Source organism: Janthinobacterium sp. SUN120 (assembly GCF_030397735.1).
Classification (GTDB): domain Bacteria; phylum Pseudomonadota; class Gammaproteobacteria; order Burkholderiales; family Burkholderiaceae_D; genus Janthinobacterium; species Janthinobacterium kumbetense.
The window spans coordinates 1,545,514-1,568,345 of record NZ_JAPUBW010000002.1; the positions used below are offsets into that span (position 1 = coordinate 1,545,514).

At 63.6% G+C, this 22,832-nt stretch carries 21 protein-coding genes; 6 read left to right on the forward strand and 15 right to left on the reverse strand.

Annotated features, from left to right (window positions below; genetic code table 11):
• Window position 1 precedes the first annotated feature (1 nt).
• Window positions 2-2,836 carry a pitrilysin family protein gene (locus O0879_RS16645; protein WP_289917553.1) on the forward strand — a complete coding sequence of 945 codons (2,835 nt, stop codon included), beginning with the start codon at window positions 2-4 and terminating at the stop codon, window positions 2,834-2,836.
• A gap of 2 nt (window positions 2,837-2,838) precedes the next feature.
• Here the strand turns inward: O0879_RS16645 and O0879_RS16650 are convergent, their stop codons facing one another.
• Window positions 2,839-3,240 carry a DUF2809 domain-containing protein gene (locus O0879_RS16650; protein WP_289917556.1) on the reverse strand — a complete coding sequence of 134 codons (402 nt, stop codon included), beginning with the start codon at window positions 3,238-3,240 and terminating at the stop codon, window positions 2,839-2,841.
• Between the two features lie 100 nt (window positions 3,241-3,340).
• Entirely contained in the window at window positions 3,341-4,246 is a 906-nt protein-coding gene (locus O0879_RS16655; RefSeq protein ID WP_289917559.1) for a LysR family transcriptional regulator, read from the reverse strand.
• A 99-nt stretch (window positions 4,247-4,345) separates the two neighbouring features.
• Between O0879_RS16655 and O0879_RS16660 the strand changes: the two genes are divergently transcribed.
• On the forward strand, window positions 4,346-5,635 hold the full coding sequence (locus O0879_RS16660) for an SGNH/GDSL hydrolase family protein (RefSeq protein ID WP_289917561.1): 1,290 nt from the start codon (window positions 4,346-4,348) through the stop codon (window positions 5,633-5,635).
• Here O0879_RS16660 and cysK read toward each other — a convergent pair.
• Entirely contained in the window at window positions 5,596-6,528 is a 933-nt protein-coding gene (gene cysK / locus O0879_RS16665; protein ID WP_251350139.1) for a cysteine synthase A, read from the reverse strand. The genes O0879_RS16660 and cysK overlap by 40 nt on opposite strands.
• A gap of 189 nt (window positions 6,529-6,717) precedes the next feature.
• Window positions 6,718-7,182, reverse strand: a complete 465-nt coding sequence (locus O0879_RS16670) for an FKBP-type peptidyl-prolyl cis-trans isomerase (protein WP_077408663.1) — start codon at window positions 7,180-7,182, stop codon at window positions 6,718-6,720.
• Between the two features lie 95 nt (window positions 7,183-7,277).
• Between O0879_RS16670 and thpR the strand changes: the two genes are divergently transcribed.
• Window positions 7,278-7,796, forward strand: a complete 519-nt coding sequence (thpR, locus tag O0879_RS16675; protein ID WP_289917563.1) for an RNA 2',3'-cyclic phosphodiesterase — start codon at window positions 7,278-7,280, stop codon at window positions 7,794-7,796.
• Window positions 7,797-7,806: 10 nt separating this feature from the next.
• Here the strand turns inward: thpR and O0879_RS16680 are convergent, their stop codons facing one another.
• Window positions 7,807-8,670, reverse strand: a complete 864-nt coding sequence (locus tag O0879_RS16680) for a tRNA threonylcarbamoyladenosine dehydratase (protein WP_289917565.1) — start codon at window positions 8,668-8,670, stop codon at window positions 7,807-7,809.
• 112 nt (window positions 8,671-8,782) lie between these two features.
• On the opposite strand from O0879_RS16680, the gene pdxH reads away from it, so the two are divergent.
• Window positions 8,783-9,991, forward strand: coding sequence for a pyridoxamine 5'-phosphate oxidase (pdxH, locus tag O0879_RS16685; RefSeq protein ID WP_289903324.1), 1,209 nt, complete (start codon window positions 8,783-8,785; stop codon window positions 9,989-9,991).
• Window positions 9,992-10,118: 127 nt separating this feature from the next.
• Window positions 10,119-11,366, forward strand: a complete 1,248-nt coding sequence (locus O0879_RS16690; RefSeq protein ID WP_099668346.1) for a cyclopropane-fatty-acyl-phospholipid synthase family protein — start codon at window positions 10,119-10,121, stop codon at window positions 11,364-11,366.
• Window positions 11,367-11,384: 18 nt separating this feature from the next.
• On the opposite strand, the gene msrA is transcribed toward O0879_RS16690, so the two are convergent.
• Complete coding sequence (gene msrA / locus O0879_RS16695; protein ID WP_289903323.1) at window positions 11,385-11,918, reverse strand: peptide-methionine (S)-S-oxide reductase MsrA; 534 nt, start codon at window positions 11,916-11,918, stop codon at window positions 11,385-11,387.
• A 176-nt stretch (window positions 11,919-12,094) separates the two neighbouring features.
• Here msrA and O0879_RS16700 point away from each other — a divergent pair, with 176 nt between their 5' ends.
• On the forward strand, window positions 12,095-12,601 hold the full coding sequence (locus O0879_RS16700) for a flavin reductase family protein (protein WP_077408668.1): 507 nt from the start codon (window positions 12,095-12,097) through the stop codon (window positions 12,599-12,601).
• 39 nt (window positions 12,602-12,640) lie between these two features.
• On the opposite strand, the gene O0879_RS16705 is transcribed toward O0879_RS16700, so the two are convergent.
• From O0879_RS16705 to O0879_RS16745, 9 genes are all read right to left on the reverse strand, one after another.
• Window positions 12,641-13,327, reverse strand: a complete 687-nt coding sequence (locus O0879_RS16705) for an OmpW family outer membrane protein (protein WP_180278678.1) — start codon at window positions 13,325-13,327, stop codon at window positions 12,641-12,643.
• A gap of 99 nt (window positions 13,328-13,426) precedes the next feature.
• Window positions 13,427-14,839: an SGNH/GDSL hydrolase family protein gene (locus O0879_RS16710; protein WP_289917567.1), complete on the reverse strand. Its 1,413-nt coding sequence runs from the start codon at window positions 14,837-14,839 to the stop codon at window positions 13,427-13,429.
• 241 nt (window positions 14,840-15,080) lie between these two features.
• Window positions 15,081-16,100 carry an L-threonylcarbamoyladenylate synthase gene (locus O0879_RS16715; protein WP_289917570.1) on the reverse strand — a complete coding sequence of 340 codons (1,020 nt, stop codon included), beginning with the start codon at window positions 16,098-16,100 and terminating at the stop codon, window positions 15,081-15,083.
• Window positions 16,097-17,293, reverse strand: a complete 1,197-nt coding sequence (locus tag O0879_RS16720; protein WP_289917573.1) for a 5-(carboxyamino)imidazole ribonucleotide synthase — start codon at window positions 17,291-17,293, stop codon at window positions 16,097-16,099. Before O0879_RS16720 ends, O0879_RS16715 begins: the two co-directional genes overlap by 4 nt.
• Window positions 17,294-17,308: 15 nt before the next feature.
• Window positions 17,309-17,806 (reverse strand): 5-(carboxyamino)imidazole ribonucleotide mutase, encoded by a 498-nt coding sequence (gene purE, locus O0879_RS16725; RefSeq protein WP_289917575.1) that lies wholly within the window; start codon window positions 17,804-17,806, stop codon window positions 17,309-17,311.
• Window position 17,807: 1 nt separating this feature from the next.
• Complete coding sequence (locus O0879_RS16730; protein WP_099666367.1) at window positions 17,808-18,701, reverse strand: phosphoribosylaminoimidazolesuccinocarboxamide synthase; 894 nt, start codon at window positions 18,699-18,701, stop codon at window positions 17,808-17,810.
• Between the two features lie 104 nt (window positions 18,702-18,805).
• Window positions 18,806-19,870 (reverse strand): class II fructose-bisphosphate aldolase, encoded by a 1,065-nt coding sequence (gene fba / locus O0879_RS16735; protein ID WP_289903317.1) that lies wholly within the window; start codon window positions 19,868-19,870, stop codon window positions 18,806-18,808.
• Window positions 19,871-20,050: 180 nt separating this feature from the next.
• Window positions 20,051-21,499 (reverse strand): pyruvate kinase, encoded by a 1,449-nt coding sequence (gene pyk, locus O0879_RS16740; protein WP_289917577.1) that lies wholly within the window; start codon window positions 21,497-21,499, stop codon window positions 20,051-20,053.
• Window positions 21,500-21,612: 113 nt separating this feature from the next.
• Window positions 21,613-22,824 (reverse strand): phosphoglycerate kinase, encoded by a 1,212-nt coding sequence (locus O0879_RS16745; protein WP_099666365.1) that lies wholly within the window; start codon window positions 22,822-22,824, stop codon window positions 21,613-21,615.
• Window positions 22,825-22,832: the final 8 nt, after the last annotated feature.

Consider the following 22,832-nt stretch of genomic DNA (forward strand, 5'->3'; position numbering starts at 1 on the left):
CATGAAACCGATCAAATTGCTGGCCCTCCCCGCCCTGCTGCTGTCGCTGTACGGCGCTCCCCTGAGCCTGACCCACGCCGCCGATGCCGCCAAGGCCGCCACGACGGCGCCCCTGGGCGCGACGGCCGTGCCGCATATCGCCTACGAAAAATACACCTTGCCGAACGGCCTGGACGTCATTCTCGTGGAAGACCATAAATTGCCCGTCACGGCCGTCAATATCTGGTACCACGTGGGACCGGCCAATGAAGCGCCGGGCTTGACGGGCTTTGCGCATTTGTTCGAGCACATGATGTTTGCCGCCACCAAGCACGTGCCGCGCGGCATGGCCGACCAGTTGCTCGAAGGCGCGGGCGCCACGGATTCGAACGGCAGCACGGATTTCGACCGCACCAATTATTTCGACACGGTGCCGTCGAACCAGCTGGAACTGGCCCTGTGGACACATTCCGACCGCATGGGCTACCTGCTGGACGTGCTCGACCAGACGGCCCTGACGAACCAGCAGGACGTGGTGCGCAACGAGCGCCGCCAGAGCGTGGAAAATGCGCCGTACGGCATCGTGCAGGAAGCCCTGTACCACCAGCTGTTTCCCAAGACCCATCCGTATTACGCCAGCGTCATCGGTTCGCACGCGGACATCCAGAACGCGAAACTGGCCGACATCAAGGATTTCTTCACCAAATACTATGGCCCCAACAATGCCAGCCTGGTGATCGCCGGCGATATCGACAAGGCGAAGACCAAGGAACTGGTCAACAAATACTTCGGCAGCTTCAAGAGCGGCCCGGCCGTGCCGAAACCCGCTGTCGTGACGCCGCCCATCACGCAGGAACGCCGCATCGTGGTGCAGGACCGGGTCGAATTGCCGCGCGTCTTCATGGCCTGGCTGACGCCGTCCGCCTACACCAAGGATGACGCGGAACTGTCGATGGCGGCGCACATCCTGGCCGGCGGCAAGTCCAGCCGCCTGTACAAATCGCTCGTGTACGACAAGCAGATCGCCCAGGACGTGGGTGCCAGCCAGGGATCGAATGCCCTCACGTCCATCTTCACCATCGACGCGACGGCGCGCCCCGGCCACCAGCCCGAGGAAATCGAGCAAGCGCTGCAAGTGGAGCTGGAGCAATTGCGCGCCAAGGGCCCCACCGAGAAGGAACTGGAACGGGCGCGCAACAGCATCGAGACCACCATGCTGAGCCAGGTGGAAAAAATGGGCGGGCGCGGCGTGGCCAACTTGCTCAACGAATACAACCAGTACCTGGGCGACCCCGGCTACCTGGCCAAGGATATCGAGCGCTACCGCCAGGTGACGGCGGCCGGCGTGCAGCGCGCCGTGGATACCTACCTGAAAAACCAGTCGCGCGTCGTCGTCTACGGCGTGCCGGGCAAGCCGGACCTTGGCGCGGAAGTGCCGACGCCGGCGCCGGGCAAGGTCAAGCCTGCGCCAGGCACGGCCATCAATGCGGACGAGCCATGGCGCAATGCCGTGCCGAAGGCCGGTCCCGCACCGAAGATTGTGCTACCGCAAGGCAAGTCGTTCACCCTGGCGAACGGCCTGACCGTGATCCACCACTACAACGGGGCCGTGCCGCTCGTTTCCAGCCAGCTGGTGATCAAGAGCGGCTCGGGCGCCAATCCGCCGGCGCAGCCGGGCTTGTCGAGCTTTACGGCGCAATTGCTGCAGGAAGGCACTGCCACGCGCAGCGCGCCGCAGATCGCCGACGATGTGGCGCAACTGGGCGCCCTGCTGAGCACCGGTTCCGGCACGGATGCCTCGTTTGCCCAGTTGACATCGCTCAAAGCCACGTTCCCGCAAGCGCTCGACGTGCTGGCCGACGTGGTGCTGCACCCGCAATTCCCGCAAGAAGAGGTGGAGCGCCAGCGCGCCAGCCGCATCGGACAGCTGGCGCAGCAGCGCGAAAACGCGGGTGCCGTGGCGGCCCGCGTGGAAGCGGCGGCCCTGTATGGCCCGCAACATCCGTACGGCTACATCCAGCTGGGCACGGAAGCGGCGCTGAAGGCGGCCAGCCGCGCCGACCTGCAAGCGTTCTGGCAGCAGCATTACCTGCCGAACAATGCGGCGCTGATCGTTTCAGGCGATATCGGCGAAGCGGAATTGAAGGCGCTGGCCGAAGCGAAGTTCGGCAGCTGGAAGGCAGGCACCGTGGCGCAGTCCGTGGCCGCCACGCCGCAGACGACGAAGGCAAAACTGATCTTGGTCGACAAGCCGGGCGCACCGCAAACGGCCGTGCGCCTGTCCGCCATCGCCGTGCCGCGCGCCACGCCCGATTACGCGCCGCTGCAAGTGATGAACGCGGCGCTGGGCGGCTTGTTTACCAGCCGCCTGAACACCAACTTGCGCGAAGAAAAGGGCTACACGTATGGCGTGCGCTCGCAATTCCAGTACCGCAATCAGCCTGGACCGTTCTCAATTGCCGCCAGCGTGCGCACCGATGTGACGGGCCCGGCCGTGTCGGAAACCGTCAAGGAATTGCGCGCCATGATCGCCAAGCCCCTGAGCAGCAAGGAATTGGCGAATGCGCGCAACTCGCAAGTGCTGTCGCTGCCGGGCCAGTTCGACACGAACGCCAGCATCAGCGCCAGCATGGCGAACGCGTACATCTACGGCCTGGGACTCGACTATTACACGACCTTGCCGCAGCGCTTTGCCAGCGTGACGGACAAGCAGGTGCAGCAGGTGGCGAAAAAATACCTGCAGCCAGAAAAGCTGATCGTCATCGGCGTGGGCGACAAGGCGAAGATCGCCCCGCAATTGAGCAAGCTCAAACTGGCGCCCGTGGAACTGCGCGATGCTGAAGGTAACGTGAAATAAGGCTAGCGGCGCTTGAACAGCGCCAGCTTGTCGATGATCACCGCCACGGCCACGCCGGCCGTGTAGGCGATCAAATCACCCCAGCCGAAGGTGGAACCCAGCGCCAGGTGTCCCAGCGGATGCGCGCGCAGCTCGACGATCCACGGCGCCTGGTACAGCTGGCCGAATTCCACGGCAAAGCAGATCAGCAGAGACCATAAGGCCAGTTGCCACGTGCGCATGCGCGTGGCAATGATGCCCAGCGCAAAGACGATCATCATGGCCCACAGGGCGTCGCCCGGATATTTGCCCAATGCAGCGGGAAGGAATTGGGGATAGGCGCGCGAGGCCAGGCCCAGCGCGATGACAGCCACGGTTGCGCCCACCTGCAGCAGGCGGCGGCGTTCAGGTTTTACCAGGAACATATTTCCATTCAAAGGCACGATACGGGCCGAACCATTGCGGCCCGTCCGATATTGTACTGCGCGGCCGTGTCCGCCTGTAGCCTAATGCGCCTGGATACCCTCAGTCCAGGTCGACGTTCTCCGCCAGGAAATCGAGCAAAGCGCGCACGCGCAGCGGCACATGCCCGCCTTGCCCCACGAAGACGGCATGCACGTCCTCGCTGTCGCCCGGGTTGAACGCTTCCAGCACGGCCTGCAAACGGCCCGCCGCGATATCGCCGCGCACCTGGAAGGCGGCCAGGCGCGCCAATCCCAGTCCCGCCAGCGCCAGTTGCCGCAAGGCTTCGCCATCGCTGGCCTGCGCATTGCCGGTGACCGGCACGACGACGTCGCCCTCGGGCAAGCGCAGCGGCCAGCCCGAGCGGGCGCGCGCGTAATTGGCGTCGAGCAGGTTATGCGACGCCAGGTCGGCCGCCAGCAGCGGCGTGCCGCGCCGCGCCAGGTAGCCTGGCGATGCCACGATGGCCATGCGCGTCTGGCCCAGCTTGCGCGCCAGCAGGCTGGAACTTTTCAGGGGGCCGGCCCGCACGGCCACGTCCGTGCGCTGCTCGAGGATATCGACCACGGCATCCGTGAGCACGATGTCGAGCGTCACCTGCGGATAGCGTTCGAGAAACAGCGGCGCCAGCGGCAACAAAAAATGCTGGCCGAACGGCACGTTCGCATTCACGCGTATTTTGCCGCGCGGCGCATCCTGCACGCTGGCGCAGCGCTCGGCCTCGTCCAGGGCCGCCAGCACCTGCATGCCCCGTTCGTACAGGCCGCAGCCCTCGGCCGTCAGCTGCAGCTGGCGCGTGGAGCGGTTCAGCAGGCGCGCGCCCAGGCGCTCTTCCAGCCGCGAGACGAGCTTGCTGACGGCCGATGGCGTCATGCCGCAAACGCGCGCGGCGGCGGAAAAGCCGCCCAGCTCGACCACGCGCACAAACACTTCCAGCTCGCCGGAACGATTCACTTCCAGTCTGGCCATTGTGAATTCAACTCATAAATGTTCTTCGATAAGATAGTCTAGTGCATAAATGGCGTTGCTTGCATCATGCGGACATTCCCCTTGATGAAGCGAGCCGCCATGCAACGATTTTCCATCCTCCCCGCCGCCCTGCTGAGCCTGGCACTCGGCACAAGCCCTGTCCAGGCCGCCAATGCGGACACCGCCTGGCTGGCCAGCTGGACGGCCAGCCCGCAAGCCGTGTGGAGCACCGATTTCCTGTTCCCCAGCAATGTGCCCGCCGTGCTGCACGGGCACACCGTGCGCCAGGTAGCGCGCCTCAGCGTGGGCGGCCCGCGCGTGCGCATCGTGCTGTCGAATGCGTATGGCAAGGTGCCGCTGCGCATCGGCGCGGCCACCGTGGCCCTGGCCGCTTCCGGTTCGGCCATCGACGCGGGCAGCCTGCGCACGCTCACGTTTTCCGGCCAACCCTCGGCCAGCGTGGCGCCGGGCGCGCCGCTCGTCAGCGACCCCGTCGACCTGCCCGTGCCGGACCTGGCCCGGCTGACGGTGAGCATCCACCTGCCGCAAGCCAGCCCGACTTCCACGTTTCACTGGGATGGCCGCGAGACGGCGTGGATCGCCCCGCAGGACCAGACGCAGGCTCCGCGCATCGATGACTCTCCCGGCGTGCACACCACCACGGCGCGCCTTTTACTGAGCGCCATCCAGGTGGAAGCGGCGCCAGCCGCGCAAGCCGTGGCCATCCTGGGAGATTCGATCACCGATGGCGCCAGCGCCAGCCTGGGGATGGATGCGCGCTGGCCCGATTTCCTGGCCGAACGCCTGGCGCCGCAGGGCGTGGCCGTGATCAATGCGGGTATTTCCGGTGCGCGACTGTTGTCCGACGGCATGGGAACCAATGCCCTGGCGCGCTTCGAGCGCGACGTGCTGGCGCAGCCGGGCGTGCGCACGGTCGTCGTCTTGCTGGGGATCAATGACATCAGCTGGCCCGGCACGGCGTTTGCGCCACGGGAGCAACGGCCGACATTGGAGGAACTGAGCAGCGGCTACGCCCAGCTGGTGGCCCAGGCCCGCAGCCGCGGCGTGCGCGTGGTCGGCGCCACCCTGACGCCATTCGCAGGCGCCCTGCCCGGCACGCCTCTGAGCGATTATTATCAGCCTGATAAAGATGCGCTGCGCCAGCAACTCAATGCGTGGATACGCGCCAGCGGCACGTTCGACGCCGTGCTCGACTTCGACGCGTGGGCGCGCGACCCCGCGCACCCGCTGCGCCTGCTGCCCGCCTACGACTCGGGCGACCACCTGCACCCGGGCGACGCGGGCAACCGGGCGCTGGCGGAAAGGATAGCCCTGCCGCTGCTGTTGAATCAGTCGCCCAGGCCTGCGTACAGAGCAGTGCTCAAGTAGCGCTCGCCAAACGACGGGATGATGGTGACGATGGTCTTGCCCGCGTTTTCCGGACGGCGCGCCACTTGCAGGGCGGCCCACAGGGCGGCGCCGGACGAGATGCCGACCAGCAAGCCTTCATCGCTGGCGGCCAGGCGCGCCGTGGCGAACGCGTCGTCGTTCTTGACGCAAATGATTTCGTCGTAAATGGCCGTATTCAGGATTTGCGGCACGAAGCCGGCGCCGATGCCCTGGATCGGGTGCGGTCCCTTGGTCCCCTTCGACAGCATCGGCGACGCTTCCGGTTCCACGGCGATCATTTGCAGGCCAGGCTTGCGTTCCTTCAACACTTCGCCGATGCCCGTGATCGTGCCGCCCGTGCCCACGCCGGCGACGACGATGTCCACTTGCCCATCCGTATCGCGCCAGATTTCCTCGGCCGTCGTGGCGCGGTGGATGGCGGGATTGGCGGGGTTATTGAATTGCTGCAACATCAGGTAGCGCGGGTCGGCCGCCACCAGTTCCTCAGCCTTGCGGATGGCGCCCAGCATGCCTTCGCTGCCGGGCGTGAGCACCAGCTCGGCGCCGTAAGCGCGCAGCAGGATGCGCCGTTCGCGGCTCATGGTGTCGGGCATGACGAGGGTGCAGCGGTAGCCGCGCGCGGCGCACACCATGGCCAGCGCGATGCCCGTGTTGCCGCTGGTGGGCTCGACGATGACGGTGTCGGCATGGATCTTGCCGGCGGCCTCGGCCGCAACGATCATGGACAGGCCGATGCGGTCCTTGACGCTGTGCGCGGGATTATAGAATTCGAGTTTGGCCAGGATGGTGGCCACACTGCCGGCGGCGATGCGGTTGATGCGCACCAGGGGGGTGTTGCCGATCAGTTCAGTGACGTCGTTGGCGATGTTCATGGAAGGAAGCTCCGCTATTTCAAGAAACCCCAGTCTACCGCGTTTCAAGACACTGAACAAAAAGTTCATGGCGTTGTTGCAATGCCTTGCCGTACTTTCGTACTGTCTTCGGCAATGCGCCTAGCCCTGAACATTTTGTTACGTGCCGATGGCGGCGGCGCGAGCATGCGCCGCCGCCAAACTGAACAATTACTTCACGTCCAGCAATTCCACATCGAAGATCAGTGCCGAGTTCGGCGGAATGTCGCCATTGCCGGCGCCGCGCGGGCCGTAGGCCAGTTCGCCTGGAATGATCAGGGTGCGCTTGCCGCCCACTTTCATGCCGGCCACGCCCTGGTCCCAGCCCTTGATGACCATGCCCTTGCCGAGCGGAAAGTCAAACGGGCCACGGCCCACGGAGCTGTCGAACTTCTTGCCGCGCGAATCTTTCGCCAGCGGACGGTACAGCCAGCCCGTGTAGTGCACGGTGACGTTGTTGCCTGCGGACGCTTCCTTGCCCGTGCCGACCTTGTTGTCGATCAAGATCAATTTATCGGCGACAGGGCCGGGGCTCAGCGAGACGGCGGAGGCGGGAACAGGCGCTGGCGCCTGTGCCTGCGCCAGCGACGCGGCGACGGAGCAGATCAGGGCAAACAAAACGGAGCTACGCGTCATGATGTATTCTTTCAGTGAGTTTCGGTGAGGTCCCTGCGCCAGCGAACCGGCAGGGAACGCCAATAATAGCAAACCGCCGCAACGATAGGAAAAACTTGTCGCCCGATGCCCATTGCCCCCGCCTGTTTTACGCGCTATGGCCCGACGCGGCCACGCGCCTGGCCCTGGCCGCCTGGCAGGCGCGCCTGGAAGGCAAGCCCGTGCGCGCGGACAAGCTGCACCTGACCCTGGCGTTCCTGGGACAGCGCCCCGCCAGCGAGCTGCCCGCCCTGCTGGATATTCTGGAACACATGCCGGCGCATGCCATGCCCCTGCTGGTCGATCACGCCAGCCATTTTACGCAGCTGGCGCTGGCCTGGGCCGCCCTGGCGCGGCCCTCGCCCGCCTTGCTCGACTTGCGCGCGGCCTGCATGCAGCGTCTGGCGGAACAAGGGCTGGCGCCGCGCTTCGAGCACGACCGCTTTACGCCGCACGTGACCCTGGCGCGCCAGGCGCCGCCGCCGGCCATCGAGGATTTCGCGCCCATCGCCTGGCAGGCGGACGAACTGGTGCTGGTGGAATCGCTGAAAAGCAGCGGCGACTACCGCATCCTGGCCAGCAGGAAGCTGATTTAAGCAGCGTGACTCAGGCGGCGTCCGGCACCGGCATTGGCGCTGGCACTTCAGCAACTTTGTCCTGGCGCAAGCTTTTCAGCGCATGGGCGGCCGCCACCATGCCGAAGCTGGCCGTCACCACCACGCTGGAACCGAAGCCGGCGCAATTGAGGCCGGTGACGCCGGCGGGCGCGCTGCCGTCGATGGCGCACGCTTCCGCGCTCTCGGGCGTGCTCAGCGGTTCCATGGAAAACACGGCATCGACATTGAATTTGTTTTTCACGCCACGGGGGAAACCATATTCCGTACGCAACAATTTGCGCACGCGCTTGAGCAGCGGTTCCTGTTCCGTCTTCGACAAGTCGCGCACGGCGATCAGTGTCGGGTCCGTCTGCCCGCCCGCGCTGCCGATGGTCAGCATGGGAATGTTGCGCGCGCGGCAATACGCGATCACGGCCGCTTTCGCCTTGGCATTGTCGATGGCGTCGACCAGGTAGTCGAAATCGCGCCCGCCCAGCAACTGCTCCAGATTATCGGGGGTAATGAAGTCCTCGATCTGCGTGATCTGGCAAAACGGGTTGATCAGTTCGATGCGTTCGGCCAGGGCCGTGATCTTGGCCTTGCCGATGGTGTCGCTCATGGCCTGGATCTGGCGGTTGATGTTCGATTCGGCCACATTATCCAGGTCGATCAGGGTCAGGCGGCCGACGGCGCTGCGCGCCAGCGCTTCGACGATCCAGGAACCGACGCCGCCCACGCCGATCACACACACATGCGCGACGCGAAAGCGCGCCAAAGCGGGTGCGCCGTACAGGCGGGCAATGCCGCCGAAACGCCGCTCAAAATCGATCTCGGTCAAGTCCATGGAAATTTGTTCATTGGTGGAGGTATGCATGGCGCCATTTTAACGGACACTGCGCTGGCGGATATTCTAAAATAGCCGAATTGACACAGCGACAAGAGCAATTGTCGCCGCGCCCCCACACCGCTCACCACGAGAACTCGCCATGACCTCTCCCCTGTTCGACTCCGTTCCCGGCTTTGACCAGCCCATCGCCGTGCTCAAGCATTGCCACGACAAGATCCGCAAGCAGCTGACGACCCTGCAAAACCTGCTGGGCCATCTGGCGCAGCACGGCAACACGGCGGACGCGCAGCAGGCGGCCAAGGCGGTGTTGCAATATTTCAATAAAGCGGCCCATCTGCACCATGACGATGAAGAGCAGGACTTGATGCCCATGCTGCAGGCGACGGCCACGGGCGACGATGCAGCCCTGCTGATCACGCTGGTGCCGGAAATCCTCGCCGACCACCAGCGCATGGACCAGGCCTGGCTGACCCTGCGCCCGGCACTGGACGCCATCGCGGCCGGCACGGGCACGCAGCTATCCGCCGACGGGGTGCGCGACTATGTTGCCGCTTACCAGGCCCACATGGCCAAGGAAGAAGGCCATCTGGCGCCCATGGCCAAGCGCCTGTTCAGCGCGCAACAGATGGAGCAGCTGGGCACGGCCATGCAGCGCCGCCGCGGCATCGCACCCGATGCGCCGGAAGCCCCCGCAGCGCCGGACGCGACCGCCGTGCTGGCGGCCATGCGCACCGATTACGTGCAATCGAGCCTGAGCGAGACGGACGTGCTGGCCGATCCCATCGCCCAGTTCCAGAAATGGTTTGCCGAGGCTGTCCACGCGCAGGTGATGGAGCCGAATGCCATGGATTTGTCCACCGTCAGTCCCGACGGCAAGCCCAGCTCGCGCATCGTGCTGATCAAGCAGTTCGACGAACGGGGTTTCACTTGGTACACGAATTACAACAGCGACAAGGGCCAGCAGCTCGAACACAATCCGCACGCGGCCCTGCTGTTCTTCTGGCGCGAGCTGGAGCGGCAAGTGCGCATCGAGGGCACGGTGGTGAAAACCACGGCGGCCGAGAGCGACGAGTATTTCAATGTGCGCCCCCTGCAAAGCCGGCTGTCGGCGATTGCCTCGCAACAAAGCGCCCCCATCGCCAACCGCGCCGAGCTGGAAAGCCATTACGAGGCCGTGGCCGCCGCCGTCGGCGATGCGCAGCCGCCGCGCCCCGCCCACTGGGGCGGCTACCGCTTGCAGCCGGAACGCATCGAATTCTGGCAGGGGCGCCGCTCGCGCTTCCACGACCGCATCGTGTTTACCCGCGATGCTGACGGGCAATGGAGCATGCAGCGCCTGCAACCCTGAACAGGATAGACAAGGCGGCGCAAAGCAAGCTGGTCAATATAGGTGTAGGCTATGAGGGTAGAAGTTACTAAATGACATTGTTTCTCAATTTGCGGTTGCCATGGCGGCCGCTTCATTGGAGGCCATTTTGTTTGTACAAAACCAACTCAAGTCCTGGATTGCCAGCATCCGCAGCAAGACCGCCTTGCCGCTACGCATAGAATTGTGGAACGGCCAGCATGTCGACCTGTCCAGCGAAGCGCCCAGAGTCACCATCCGCCTGCCGACCGTCGCCTCGGCCCGCTACCTGCTGAACCCGTCGCTGGCCAACCTGGGCTCGGCCTATGTGGAAGGCAATATCGAGGTCAAGGGTACGGCGATGGACATGATTTCCATCTGCAATGCCCTGGCGCGCACGACCTTGAAGCCGGAAGGCAAACTGGCCCGCATCGTGCGCAGCTTTACGCACGACAAGAGCAAGGATGCCGAAGCCATCCGCTACCACTACGACGTGTCGAACGCGTTCTATGAACAATTTCTCGACCCCGCCCTCGTGTATTCCTGCGCGTATTTCGAACACGGCGATGAAACCCTGGCGCAGGCGCAAGTCAAGAAGATCGACCATATCCTGAAGAAAATTCAGCTGCAGCCGGGCCAGACCCTGCTCGACATCGGCTGCGGCTGGGGCGCGCTCGTGATTCGTGCCGCGCAGCAATATGGCGCCCGCTGCGTGGGCGTGACCCTGTCGGAAAACCAGTACGCGCTGGCGCGCGAACGCGTGGCGGCGGCCGGCCTGGCCCACTTGATCGATATCCGCCTGCAAGACTACCGCGACGTCACGGGCCAGTTCGACCGCATCACCAGCGTGGGCATGTTCGAGCACGTGGGCCTGAAACACTTGCCCGACTACTTTTCCATCATCCACAAGCTGCTCGCGCCCGATGGCATGGCGATGAACCACGGCATCACCTCGACCGACCCGGACAATGGCGAAACGCCGTATGGCGGCGGCGAGTTCATCGAAAAGTATGTATTTCCGCACGGCGAGCTGGCGCACATCGGCAATGTCTTGAAAACCATGCAGCAGGGGGGACTGGAAGTGCTGGACGTGGAAAACCTGCGCCGCCACTATGCGCGCACCTGCGCCCTGTGGACGGAGAATTTCGAAGCCCATGCCGAGCAGATCCGTCCGCTGGCGGGCGAACGGCGCTTCCGCATCTGGCACGTCTACCTGGCCGGCTGCGCCTATGCCTTCGAGCAAGACCTGATCAGCCTGTACCAGATCGTCTGCGTGAAGGCAGGCCGGCGCTCGTCCACCCTGCCCTGGTCGCGCAACTACATGTATGCGCAAGAGAATACGCAGGAAACAAGGCCGGCGCCCGTGCTCGCGCCCTGACAGGCGCGCGGGGCCGTCTTACTTCAGGCGGCCCGCGTACATGGCGCGGAATTTCTCCACCTTGGGCGCGACGACGAGGGCGCAATAGCCCTGCAAGGGATGCTGCTCGACATAATTCTGGTGGTAATCCTCGGCCGGATAAAAGGTGGCGGCCGGCGCCAGCTGCGTGACGATGGGCGCATCCCACACGCCGGCCATTTCGGCGAGCACCTTGCGCGCCACGCTTTCCTGCGCGGCCGACTGGTAATAGATGACGGAGCGAAATTGCGTACCGACATCATTTCCCTGGCGATTCAAGGTGGTGGGGTCGTGCAGCGTGAAAAAGATTTCCAGCAAGTCGTGGTAAGCGATGATGGCAGGATCGAATTCCAGGCGCACCACTTCCGCGTGGCCCGTGTCGCCCTTGCAAACCTGTTCGTAGCTGGGATGGGGCACGCCGCCGCCCGTGTAGCCGGACTCGACGCGCGTCACGCCGCGCACTTCCCCATACACGGCGGCGAGGCACCAGAAACAGCCACCGCCGAATACCGCCACTTCCGTCTGTTGATTCATGATGTCCTCCCGCAACGCTGCTGCGACTTATCATTTCACCACTGTAACGCAAAGCGCCATGGCTTGCAGCGCCGCTTGAAACGGCGCGTGGGACACCGCACATACGGGCATGCCGGCCACGATTGCGCTGGCATGGCCGATTTTTGGCATAATGTCAGCAAATAGACAGGTCACCCATGAACACACGCTCTCCCCGCGCGCCCGCGCAAGAATTCGATACGACACATTTCCGCCAGGCACTGTCGCAGTTTGCCACCGGCGTGACGGTCATTACGACGCGCCTGGCCGACGGCAGTTTCCGCGGCTTGACGGCCAGTTCCTTCAATTCCGTCTCGCTGTCGCCGCCCCTGGTGCTGTGGAGCCTCGGTTCCGTGGCGAACAGCATGCCCATTTTCAGCGGCAACTCGCATTACGTCATCAATGTGCTGGGTGCCGACCAGGCGGAACTGGCCACGCGCTTTTCACGCCGCACGCCGAATCCCTTCGACGACGTGGAATACGAACTGTCGCGCACGGGCCAGCCCATCCTGAAAGGCGCATCGGCCTGGTTCGAATGCCACAACCGCAGCCGCTATCCGGAAGGCGACCACGTCATTTTCGTGGGCGAAGTGGAACAATGCGCGTTTGCCGCGCAGCCGCCCTTGATCTTCCACAATGGTAAGTTCAATACACCGCCAGCCTGAGCGGGACAAAAAAAAATCCGCCGAGGCGGATTTTTTGTTTTACAGGGTAAAGTTATACCCGATGCTGATACTCACGGCGACCGGGTCGAGCTTGATGTCCTGCGTCTGCCCGGTGGAGAATTTCGCCTTGGTTTTCAGGTAAGTCTTGACCACGGCCACATCGGCAAACCAGCGCTCGTTGAAGGCCAGGGTGCTGCCGACCACCAGGCTGCCTGTCAGCTTGTTGTCCATGCGGTACGTCACTGGTTTTCCACCCGGATCCAGCAAGGCCGTCATCTGGCCCGAGCCTTTTTCCTTCTGGAAATAGGCATACGTCAAGCCCGCGCCCACGTATGGGCGGATCATCGCATTGGGCTGGAAGAAACGGTACTGGATGAAGGCCGTCGGCGGCAAGGCTTCCGCCGTCCCCAGCTTGCCCGTGCCCTTGATGGAACCGGCGCCGATCAGGTCATGCTTGTACGGCACGCCCAAAATCATTTCAGCGGAAACATTGTCCGTGATCATGTAGGCAAAGGTCAGGATGGGCTTGGTATCCGACTTGACGTCGGCTTTCGTGCCCGGCAATGCTGGCGCGGAAATGTCGCCACTTTCCACGTGCGGCGTGATCTTGTTGAGGCCAGCCTTGGCCATCCAGGTGCCTGCGCTTTGCGCCGAAGCGCCCGTCGCCATGGCCATCGCGGCGGCCGCGGCCAGCACGCGTACAGCGGTATTCAAACGATTCTTCATCTTGTCTCCTGATTCATTATGTGCGGATAGCCCCGCTATCCAGTCTTGTCGCTGCCAGCGCCAGCCACATCGCGGGGATGCAGCTGGCGCGGCCCTCCCTTACAGCCAGCCCCGCACGACCATGTCCTTGGCCACATAACGGGCCAGCAACAGGTTGTTGAACGGCGTAGGGTGCACATCGTCGGCATACGAGTAGTGGCTGACGTCGCCCGCTTTCAGGTTCGTGCCATTGCACACGAGCGAGCTGCCCAGGAAATTCTTCGCTGGCGTCAGGTCGCACGCCGTCTCGCTGACATTGGTCAAGCCATACGGGCCAGGATTGACGCCCTGGTCATGGCTGACGGCAAACACGTCGACCAGCAAGACTTTCGCGTTGCCGTTCAAGCCCCCGCTCAGCTCTCCGTTGAAGGCGCTGACCATGGCATTGATGAGCGCCTTGGTATTGGCATCCTTGCTCAGGCCCGATGGTGTACCGGCCACGTCAGGCAGGTTGTTGACCACCACATAGTTGGCGCCCTTGGCAATGATCTGATCCTTGACCAGCGCCACCAGCTCGGTGCCAGCCTGTTTCATGGCACCAACCAGTGCAGGACCATTCGCCGCGGCGTAATCGGCACCAGCCTTGGCGCCGGCAGCGGCACCGGCGGCGTTGCCGGTGACCGTCGCATCGGCTTGCGCCTTGGTCACCAGCGGGCTATACACGGCTGGCGAAGCGACCGCCGTATCGCCGGCGGTGGCGGCAGCGGTCACGGCAGCGCCCACGATCGATGCTGACGTGGCGCCAGGCGCCGCAGCGGCGGCCGCCACGGCCGCGCCGATGGCTTGCGCTGCCGTGGCAGGGTTGGCGGCGCGCGCTGCCAGGGCAGCAACCAGATTGGAGGCAAAGGCTTTCGCGCCAGCAGCGGCACCGGCAGCCGCGCCAGCCGTCTGGCCAGCAGCAGTGGCCTTCGCTTGCAAGTCGCCCAGCAGGAACAGCACGTCGTTACCGCCCGCCATCACGAAGACGGCTTCCGTACCGCTGAACTTGCCGCCGGAAACGGCCAGGTGGTTCGCAATCTGCGTCACCACGGGCACGGTCAGGGCGCCCAGCGCACCGCCCGCCAACTTGTTGTTCGGGCCGACCGGGTTGGTGACGCGCGAACCGCCCATGGCGTAGCCGAAGCAGCCCGCATGCTTGACGCGCGGAGCCTGCAGGGAGGGAATGCTGCCTTCCAGGCCCGTTTCGGCGGCGCATGGCGCCGGCAAGCCGAATTGCGCGGCCAGGTGCTCGGTCCAGTTCTTGCCCGTCAGTTCAGGATTGATCTTGGTATTGTCGCCATTGATGGTGAATTTGCCGCCACCGCTCACCGCCACGCCGGCGACGGCATACGAACCGACATCGGACAGGCTGTCGCCGAACGACACCTGCGCCGTGTATTTGACTTTCAAGGCTTGATCACCGCCACTGGCGCCGCCGCAACCTGCCAGGACAGCCGCAGCCAGCACGGCCAGCGCGAATTTTGTTTGATGCATTTTGTCTCCTCGGTCTTTTTTCTGGTTTCTAAACGAACGGGCGTGCTATTCGCTACCCAACTAATATGCCATCGTTCCTCAGGCTTGTATAGAAAATATGTTTTAAAAATCAACGAAATAACAACACCGCCAGCGCCCCGTCACGACCGGGCGATCCGCTGAATTATGGAGGATATAAGATGTTTCGTGGCAAGCATCTCTATTGCGCTGCATCAAGAAAAAGCCCCTTGCGGGGCTTTTATTATGCGGGCAGAAATTGCTGCAAGATACCACTTGAGCCGAAGGCGGCACGCCGCAGACGGTCGTTCACGCCCAGCCACGCAGGGCCGGTGGGCGGTGCTTCGACGAGTATCAGCTCGGCGCCGACCTGGTCCATCGTGCGCAGCGAGGCATACAGCGCATGTGCGTAATTTTCCGGGGTCGCTGTCAGGCGCACGCTGGCGCTGGCCGGCGGCAGATCCGAGTAGTGGATCAGGGCCACGCGGCGCCCGTCATTGAGCAGGCGGTTCAAGGTGGCGCGCACGTCGTCGCTGTGCTGCATCGCAACAGGCGTGTGCGGTGCGTAATGCGATTCCAGGGTGCCCGAGGCGCGCGGCGCGGCCGCGTCCGCCACGGCCGGTGCGCGACCGATGACGGCGGCGATCTGCTCGCTGCTGATATGGCCGGGACGCAACAACACGGGACCATGCGTGGCCAGGCGCGACAAATCGACGATGGTCGACTCGATGCCGACATCGCTCTGTCCGCCGTCGAGGACCTGGCCCAGCAAGCCGCTGGCGAGTTCCGCCGCGAATTCATCGCGCACGTGCTGCGCCGTGGTGGGGCTGACATTGCCGAATTTGTTTGCCGACGGCGCCGCCAGGCCGCCCTTGCCGCCCTTGAAGGTGCGTAGCAATGCGATAGCCACCGGGTGCGACGGGCAGCGCAAGCCCACCGTATCCTGGCCGCCGGACACGGCATCGGGAATATGCGCGGCGCGCTTGACGATCAGGGTCAGCGGACCGGGCCAGAAGGCAGCCACCAGTTGCTGCGCTTCGGGCGGGATATCGTCGGACCAGTGCGCCAAGTCGGCGCCAGGCGCCACGTGCACGATCACGGGATGGTCCGAAGGCCGGCCCTTGGCTTCGTAGATGCGCGCCACGGCGGCCGGGTTTTCCGCATCGGCGCCCAGGCCATACACCGTTTCCGTCGGGAAAGCGACGAGGCCGCCCCCTTCCAGCACGGCAGCGGCCGCTGCCAGATCGTGTGCAAGTACGCTCACGGCGCGATTCCCAGGATCAGGCAAGCGTCGCGCAGGCGCTGCTGCGCCTCTTGCAAGGTGGCAGCGATGAAGGTCAGGTGGCCCATCTTGCGGCCACGGCGCGGGTCGTCCTTGCCATACAGGTGCAGGCACGCGCCCGGCAGCGCCAGCACCTGGTCCCACGCCGGTTCGCAGGCAACATCGCTGTCGCCGGCAAACCAGGCATCGCCCAGGATGTTGAGCATCACGGCCGGCGAATGCTGGCGCACGTCGCCCAGCGGCAGACGCGCCATGGCCCGCACCTGCTGCGCGAACTGGCTGGTGACGCAGGCGTCCATCGTGTAGTGGCCGCTGTTGTGGGGACGGGGCGCCATTTCATTGACCACCAGGCTGCCGTCGTCCAGCACGAAAAATTCGATGCACAGCACGCCGACATAACCGAGTTCGGCGACCATGGCTTGCGCCGCCCGCTGCGCCCTGGCGGCGCAGTCGTCCGACACGTTCGGGCCCGGCACGGTAGTGGTAAACAGGACGCCGTCGCGGTGCACGTTTTCAGCGATCGGATACACGACCGATTCGCCATCCAGGCCGCGCGCCGTCAGCACGGACACTTCATACGCCAGCGGCAACATTTTTTCCAACAGGCAAGTTACCTCGCCCATTTCCGCAAAGGCGGCGCGCACCTCGTCACGCGTGCGCACGCGGAACTGGCCCTTGCCGTCATAGCCCATGCGCACGGTTTTCAAGATGCCCGGCAGCAAGTCGTCGCCGATGGCGTCGATATCGTCCTGCGTGGCGATGACCCTATGCGGCGCCGGCAGCACGCCGGACTTGGCGGCGCAGTCGACAAAGAAACGTTTTTCCGCGATGCGGTCTTGCGCCACTGACACGCCGTGCGCATCCGGCGCCACGAATACCCGTTCGGCCAGGCGCGACAGGCTGTCGGCCGGCACGTTCTCGAATTCCGTGGTGACGGCCAGGCATTGCGCCGCCAGGGCGTCGAGACCGGCGACATCATCATATGCGGCATGGACCAGGCGCTGCGCCACCTGCCCCGCAGGGCAGGCGTCGGATGGTTCCAGTACGGCCACCTGGTAACCCATGCCTTGTGCGGCCTGGGCAAACATGCGGCCGAGCTGGCCGCCGCCCATCACGCCCAGCCATGCCGGTGGATGGGCGGCAGGCAGCAATGGGGAAGTCGATTTACTATTCATTATTTTTCAAACATATTAATCAGGCAAGACCATGGCCTTGGCGGCGGCCGTTTGCGTGGTACGGAAAGCTTCCAGCTTTTCGGCCAGGACATCGTCATTAGCGGCCAGCATCGCCACGGCCGTCAGCGCCGCATTCGCCGCGCCCGCTTCGCCGATGGCGAAAGTGGCGACCGGCACGCCCTTGGGCATTTGCAGGATGGACAGCATGGAGTCTTCGCCACGCAAGTATTTCGATGGCACGGGTACGCCCAGCACGGGCACGATGGTCATCGCTGCCACCATGCCAGGCAGGTGGGCCGCGCCGCCGGCGCCGGCGATGATGGCGCGCAAGCCGCGCGCGCGCGCGCTTTTCGCGTACGCATACATATCGTCGGGCATGCGGTGCGCGGAAATGACTTGCGCTTCGTACGGCACGCCAAACTGTTTCAGGATGGCAACCGCATTCTGCATCACGTCCCAGTCCGAGGACGACCCCATGATGACGCCGACCAGCGGCTTATTGTGCTCGCTCATCTCAGGCCTTCAGCTTCTCGCCCGTCAGGCGTTCGATGGCTTCGAAGTACTTGGCCTGGGTTTTTTCGATGACGTCGGCCGGCAGCGCCGGCGCCGGCGCGGTCTTGCCCCAGGTCAACGTTTCCAGGTAGTCGCGCACGAATTGCTTGTCGAACGACGGAGGCGAAATGCCTGGCTGGTAGGAATCGGCAGGCCAGAAGCGCGACGAGTCGGCCGTCAGCACTTCATCCATCAGATGCATGACGCCATTGTCGTCCAGGCCGAATTCGAACTTGGTGTCGGCGATGATGATGCCGCGCGTGGCCGCATATTCGGCAGCCGTCTTGTACAGGGCAATGGCGACGTCGCGCATCTTGGCGGCCAGCTCGGCACCGATGCGCTCTTCCATTTCAGCAAAGCTGATGTTTTCGTCATGCTCGCCCAGCTCGGCCTTGGCTGCCGGGGTGAAGATCGGCTCCGGCAGTTTTTCCGCCTGTTGCAAGCCCGCTGGCAAGGCGATGCCGCAGATGCTGCCCGTATCTTGGTAATCTTTCCAGCCCGAACCGATGATGTAGCCGCGCACGACCGCCTCGACCATGATCGGTTTCAAACGCTTGGCCACCACGGCGCGGCCTTGCACTTGCTCCACTTCCTCTGGCGCCACCACGGATTCCGGCGCCACGCCGGTCAGGTGGTTCGGCACGATGTGGCCCAGTTTCTCGAACCAGAAATCGCTCATCTGGTTGAGGACCTTGCCCTTGCCGGGGATAGGCTCGTTCATGACGACATCGAAGGCCGACAGGCGGTCCGTGGTGACGATCAGGATCTTGTCGTCGCCAACGGCGTAGTTGTCGCGGACCTTGCCGTGGCCCAGCAATGGCAGGGAGTGGATGGAAGTCTGATAGAGGCTGTTCATAGCGGGGGAATAGTTGGATGAAACGAAACCGGCAGGCAGGGGGTGCCCGCCGGTCGAGAAAATCGGGCACGGAGCATTGCTTCCGGCCCGTTCCAGACAGAATTTTACTTCACAATTTGCGACAGCTCGCCGGCCTTGTAGCGCTCGGCCATTTTTTCCATCGTGATGACCTTGATTTTCGACGCCTGGCCTTCGCAGCCGAACGCCTGCATGCGCGCGCGCACGATTTGCTCGGCGGCGGCACGGGCTGGCTTCAGGAAGTCGCGCGGGTCGAATTTCGACGGGTTCTCGAACAGATACTTGCGCACGGCAGCCGTCATCGCCAGGCGGATGTCGGTGTCGATGTTGATCTTGCGCACGCCGTGACGGATGCCTTCCTGGATTTCCTCGACTGGCACGCCGTAGGTTTCCTTCATGTCGCCGCCAAATTCGCGGATGATGGCCAGCAATTCCTGCGGTACCGACGACGAACCGTGCATCACCAGGTGGGTGTTCGGGATGCGCGCGTGGATTTCCTTGATGCGGTCGATGGCCAGGATGTCGCCCGTCGGCTTGCGGGTAAACTTGTACGCGCCGTGCGAGGTGCCGATGGCGATCGCCAGGGCGTCACACTGGGTGCGCTGCACGAAATCGGCCGCTTGCGCCACGTCCGTCAGCAGTTGCTCGCGGGTCATGGTGCCGTCGGCGCCGTGGCCGTCTTCCTTGTCGCCCTTCATGGTTTCCAGCGAACCGAGCACGCCCAGTTCCGCTTCCACCGTCACGCCGATGGCGTGCGAGAATTTCACCACTTCACGCGACACTTCCACGTTGTATTCGTAGGAAGCGACCGACTTGCCGTCCGCTTCCAGCGAACCGTCCATCATCACGGAAGTAAAACCCGAGCGGATGGCGGCCATGCAGACGGCCGGCGACTGGCCGTGATCCTGGTGCATGACGACAGGAATGTGCGGATACGCTTCGACGGCCGCGTCGATCAGGTGGCGCAGGAACGCTTCACCGGCGTACTTGCGCGCGCCAGCGGACGCTTGCATGATCACCGGGCTGTTCAGCGCATCGGCGGCAGCCATGATGGCTTGCACTTGCTCCAGGTTATTGACGTTGAAAGCAGGAATGCCATAACCGTTTTCGGCAGCATGGTCCAGCAGTTGACGCATGGATACGAGAGACATGGTAATACTCCAGATAACAATAGAAACCGTTGCGGCGCTTCGCGGTGGTCAATAACCGCGGCGGCGCCTGAATTCTTTCAACTAAATTAGAACGTCCAACAAACTGCTCAGGGCTAGGCGCGTTGCCGAAGGCAGTACAACTAGTACAACTAGGCAATGCAACAACGCCCTGGGCAGTTTTTACTCGAATTCGCCTACCTTCACAATCTTCAAGGCATTCGTGCCGCCCACCTGCCCCATCGGCTCGCCCCAGGTGACGACGATCATGTCGCCCTTGCGGACGATGCCCTGCGCCACCAGCAGCTCTTCCGCCTGCTTCAGCACTTGCGCGCTGGGGGCGTTCTGCATCAGATGATACGCCCGAACATTGCGGTACAGCGCGGCTTTGCGCAAAGTGGTGACACTGGGCGTGAGCGCGTAGATCGGCGTGTCGATACTGTGGCGGCTCATCCACAAGGCGGTGGAACCGGATTCCGTCAGTGCCACGATGGCTTTGACGCGCAGGTGATGGGCCGTGAACAGCGCGCCATACGCGATCGACTGGTCGATGCGGGTAAACGTGACGTTGAGGAAATCGGCATCGAGCTTGTTGTATTCGGACTGTTCCGCTTCCACGCAGATGGCGGCCATCATTTCCACCGTCTCGATCGGGTACTTGCCCGAGGCCGTTTCGGCCGACGTCATGACGGCGTCCGTGCCATCGAGCACGGCATTGGCCACGTCGGACACTTCCGCGCGGGTCGGCACGGCGTTGACGATCATCGATTCCATCATCTGAGTTGCCGTAATGGCAATCTTGTTCGACGCGCGCGCCATCTTGATCATGCGTTTCTGCAAGGCCGGCACGGCCGCATTGCCCACCTCGACCGCCAGGTCGCCGCGCGCCACCATGATGCCGTCGGACGCGTCGAGAATCTCTTGCAGGGCAGGAATGGCTTCCGCGCGCTCGATCTTGGCGATCATCATCGGCTTGTGGTGGTACGGTTCGCCGGCGATATTGGCCAGCTGGCGCGCCATTTCCATGTCGGTCGCACATTTCGGGAAGGAAATAGCCAGATAGTCGGCCTGGAAACTCATGGCCGTCTTGATATCTTCCATATCCTTGGCCGTCAGCGCGGGCGCGGACAGGCCGCCGCCCTGGCGGTTGATACCCTTGTTGTTCGACAACTCGCCGCCAATCTTGACGGTGGTGTGGATTTCGCTGCCGTGGATGCGTTCGACGATCAGCACGATGAGGCCGTCGTTCAGCAGCAGCACGTCACCCTTGTGCAAGTCGCGCGGCAGGGCCTTGTAGTCGAGACCGACACGCTCCTGGTTGCCCAGTTCGCCGTTTTCGCCCCACTTGGCGTCGAGGATGAACTTGTCGCCCGCTTCCAGCTGGATGCGGGAATTTTCAAACTTGCCGACGCGAATCTTCGGCCCTTGCATGTCGGCCATGATGGCCACTTCGCGGCCGCACTCGGCCGCCACCAGGCGCACCAGCGCCGCGCGGTCGATATGGTCTTGCGCCTTGCCGTGGGAAAAATTCAAGCGCACCACGTCGACGCCCGCGCGTATCATCTTCACCAGGATATCGAAGTCGGTGGAAGCGGGGCCGATTGTTGCTACGATTTTTGTACCGCGTGGCATAGGAGTCCTTGTGCGCGAGCGAAGGTGAGCAAGACCTGGCGGCTGAACCGCCCGGCAAGGTAAAAGCGCAGCGATCAGGCTGCGCTTGGTACTGAATTGCTGACGGTAGCGCCTTAAGCGGCGCGTTGCATCAGGATTTCAACGGCGGGCAAAGTCTTGCCTTCCAGGAACTCCAGGAAAGCGCCGCCGCCCGTCGAGATATAGCTGATTTTATCGGTAATGTCGTATTTGGCAATCGCCGCCAGGGTGTCGCCACCGCCAGCGATCGAGAAAGCTTTCGAATCGGCAATGGCCAAGGCCAGGGTCTTGGTGCCGTTGCCGAACTGGTCGAATTCGAACACGCCGACGGGGCCGTTCCACACGATGGTGCCGGCGGCGCCGATTTGCTGCGCCAGCAAGGCGGCCGTTTTCGGGCCGATATCGAGGATCATGTCGTCGTCCGCCACGTCGGCCACGTCCTTGACGGTGGCAACGGCCGTGGGCGAGAATTCCTTGGCGCACACGACATCGACGGGAATCGGCACTTGCGCGCCGCGCTTGGCCATGATGTCGATGATGGCTTTCGCTTCCTCGACAAGTTCCGCTTCCACCAGCGACTTGCCGACATTCAAGCCGACAGCTTTCATGAAGGTGTTAGCGATGCCGCCGCCGACGATCAGGTTATCGACCTTGTCGGACAGGGCTTTCAGGATGGTCAGCTTGCTCGATACTTTCGAACCAGCAACAATGGCCAGCAGCGGACGGGCTGGCGCGTGCAGCGCCTTGCCCAATGCATCGAGTTCGGCGGCCAGCAGCGGGCCGGCGCAGGCGACGGGCGCGAACTTGGCGATGCCGTGCGTGGACGCTTCGGCGCGGTGCGCCGTACCGAACGCGTCATTGACGTAGATATCGCACAATTTGGCCATTTTTTGCGCCAGCTCATCGCTGTTTTTCTTTTCGCCCTTGTTGACGCGCACGTTTTCCAGCAGGACGACCTGGCCGGCAGCCAGGTTTTCCAGGCCGGCGCCATCGACCCAGTTTTGTTTCAATGCAACTTCCTGGCCCAGCAGCTCGGACAGGCGTGCCGCCACGGGCGCCAGGCTGTCGGCCGGCTTGAACTCGCCTTCCGTCGGGCGGCCCAGGTGCGACGTCACCATGACGGCGGCGCCAGCGTCCAGCGCGGCGCGGATGGCCGGCACCGAGGCGCGGATGCGCGTATCTTCGGTGATCTTGCCACTGTCATCTTGCGGGACATTCAGGTCGGCGCGGATAAACACGCGCTTGCCTTGCAGTGCATTTTGGGCGATCAAATCTTGCAGACGGATGAAGTTGAGAACAGCTGACATGGCGATCC

Bases quoted from the DNA above. Each gene is read 5' to 3' on its own strand.
- O0879_RS16645 (WP_289917553.1), top strand. From the start codon at position 2: ATGAAACCGATCAAATTGCTGGCCCTCCCCGCCCTGCTGCTGTCGCTG.
- O0879_RS16650 (WP_289917556.1), bottom strand. From the start codon at position 3,240: ATGTTCCTGGTAAAACCTGAACGCCGCCGCCTGCTGCAGGTGGGCGCA.
- O0879_RS16655 (WP_289917559.1), bottom strand. From the start codon at position 4,246: ATGGCCAGACTGGAAGTGAATCGTTCCGGCGAGCTGGAAGTGTTTGTG.
- O0879_RS16660 (WP_289917561.1), top strand. From the start codon at position 4,346: ATGCAACGATTTTCCATCCTCCCCGCCGCCCTGCTGAGCCTGGCACTC.
- cysK (WP_251350139.1), bottom strand. From the start codon at position 6,528: ATGAACATCGCCAACGACGTCACTGAACTGATCGGCAACACCCCCCTG.
- O0879_RS16670 (WP_077408663.1), bottom strand. From the start codon at position 7,182: ATGACGCGTAGCTCCGTTTTGTTTGCCCTGATCTGCTCCGTCGCCGCG.
- O0879_RS16680 (WP_289917565.1), bottom strand. From the start codon at position 8,670: ATGCATACCTCCACCAATGAACAAATTTCCATGGACTTGACCGAGATC.
- pdxH (WP_289903324.1), top strand. From the start codon at position 8,783: ATGACCTCTCCCCTGTTCGACTCCGTTCCCGGCTTTGACCAGCCCATC.
- msrA (WP_289903323.1), bottom strand. From the start codon at position 11,918: ATGAATCAACAGACGGAAGTGGCGGTATTCGGCGGTGGCTGTTTCTGG.
- O0879_RS16700 (WP_077408668.1), top strand. From the start codon at position 12,095: ATGAACACACGCTCTCCCCGCGCGCCCGCGCAAGAATTCGATACGACA.
- O0879_RS16705 (WP_180278678.1), bottom strand. From the start codon at position 13,327: ATGAAGAATCGTTTGAATACCGCTGTACGCGTGCTGGCCGCGGCCGCC.
- O0879_RS16710 (WP_289917567.1), bottom strand. From the start codon at position 14,839: ATGCATCAAACAAAATTCGCGCTGGCCGTGCTGGCTGCGGCTGTCCTG.
- O0879_RS16720 (WP_289917573.1), bottom strand. From the start codon at position 17,293: ATGAATAGTAAATCGACTTCCCCATTGCTGCCTGCCGCCCATCCACCG.
- purE (WP_289917575.1), bottom strand. From the start codon at position 17,806: ATGAGCGAGCACAATAAGCCGCTGGTCGGCGTCATCATGGGGTCGTCC.
- O0879_RS16730 (WP_099666367.1), bottom strand. From the start codon at position 18,701: ATGAACAGCCTCTATCAGACTTCCATCCACTCCCTGCCATTGCTGGGC.
- fba (WP_289903317.1), bottom strand. From the start codon at position 19,870: ATGTCTCTCGTATCCATGCGTCAACTGCTGGACCATGCTGCCGAAAAC.
- pyk (WP_289917577.1), bottom strand. From the start codon at position 21,499: ATGCCACGCGGTACAAAAATCGTAGCAACAATCGGCCCCGCTTCCACC.
- O0879_RS16745 (WP_099666365.1), bottom strand. From the start codon at position 22,824: ATGTCAGCTGTTCTCAACTTCATCCGTCTGCAAGATTTGATCGCCCAA.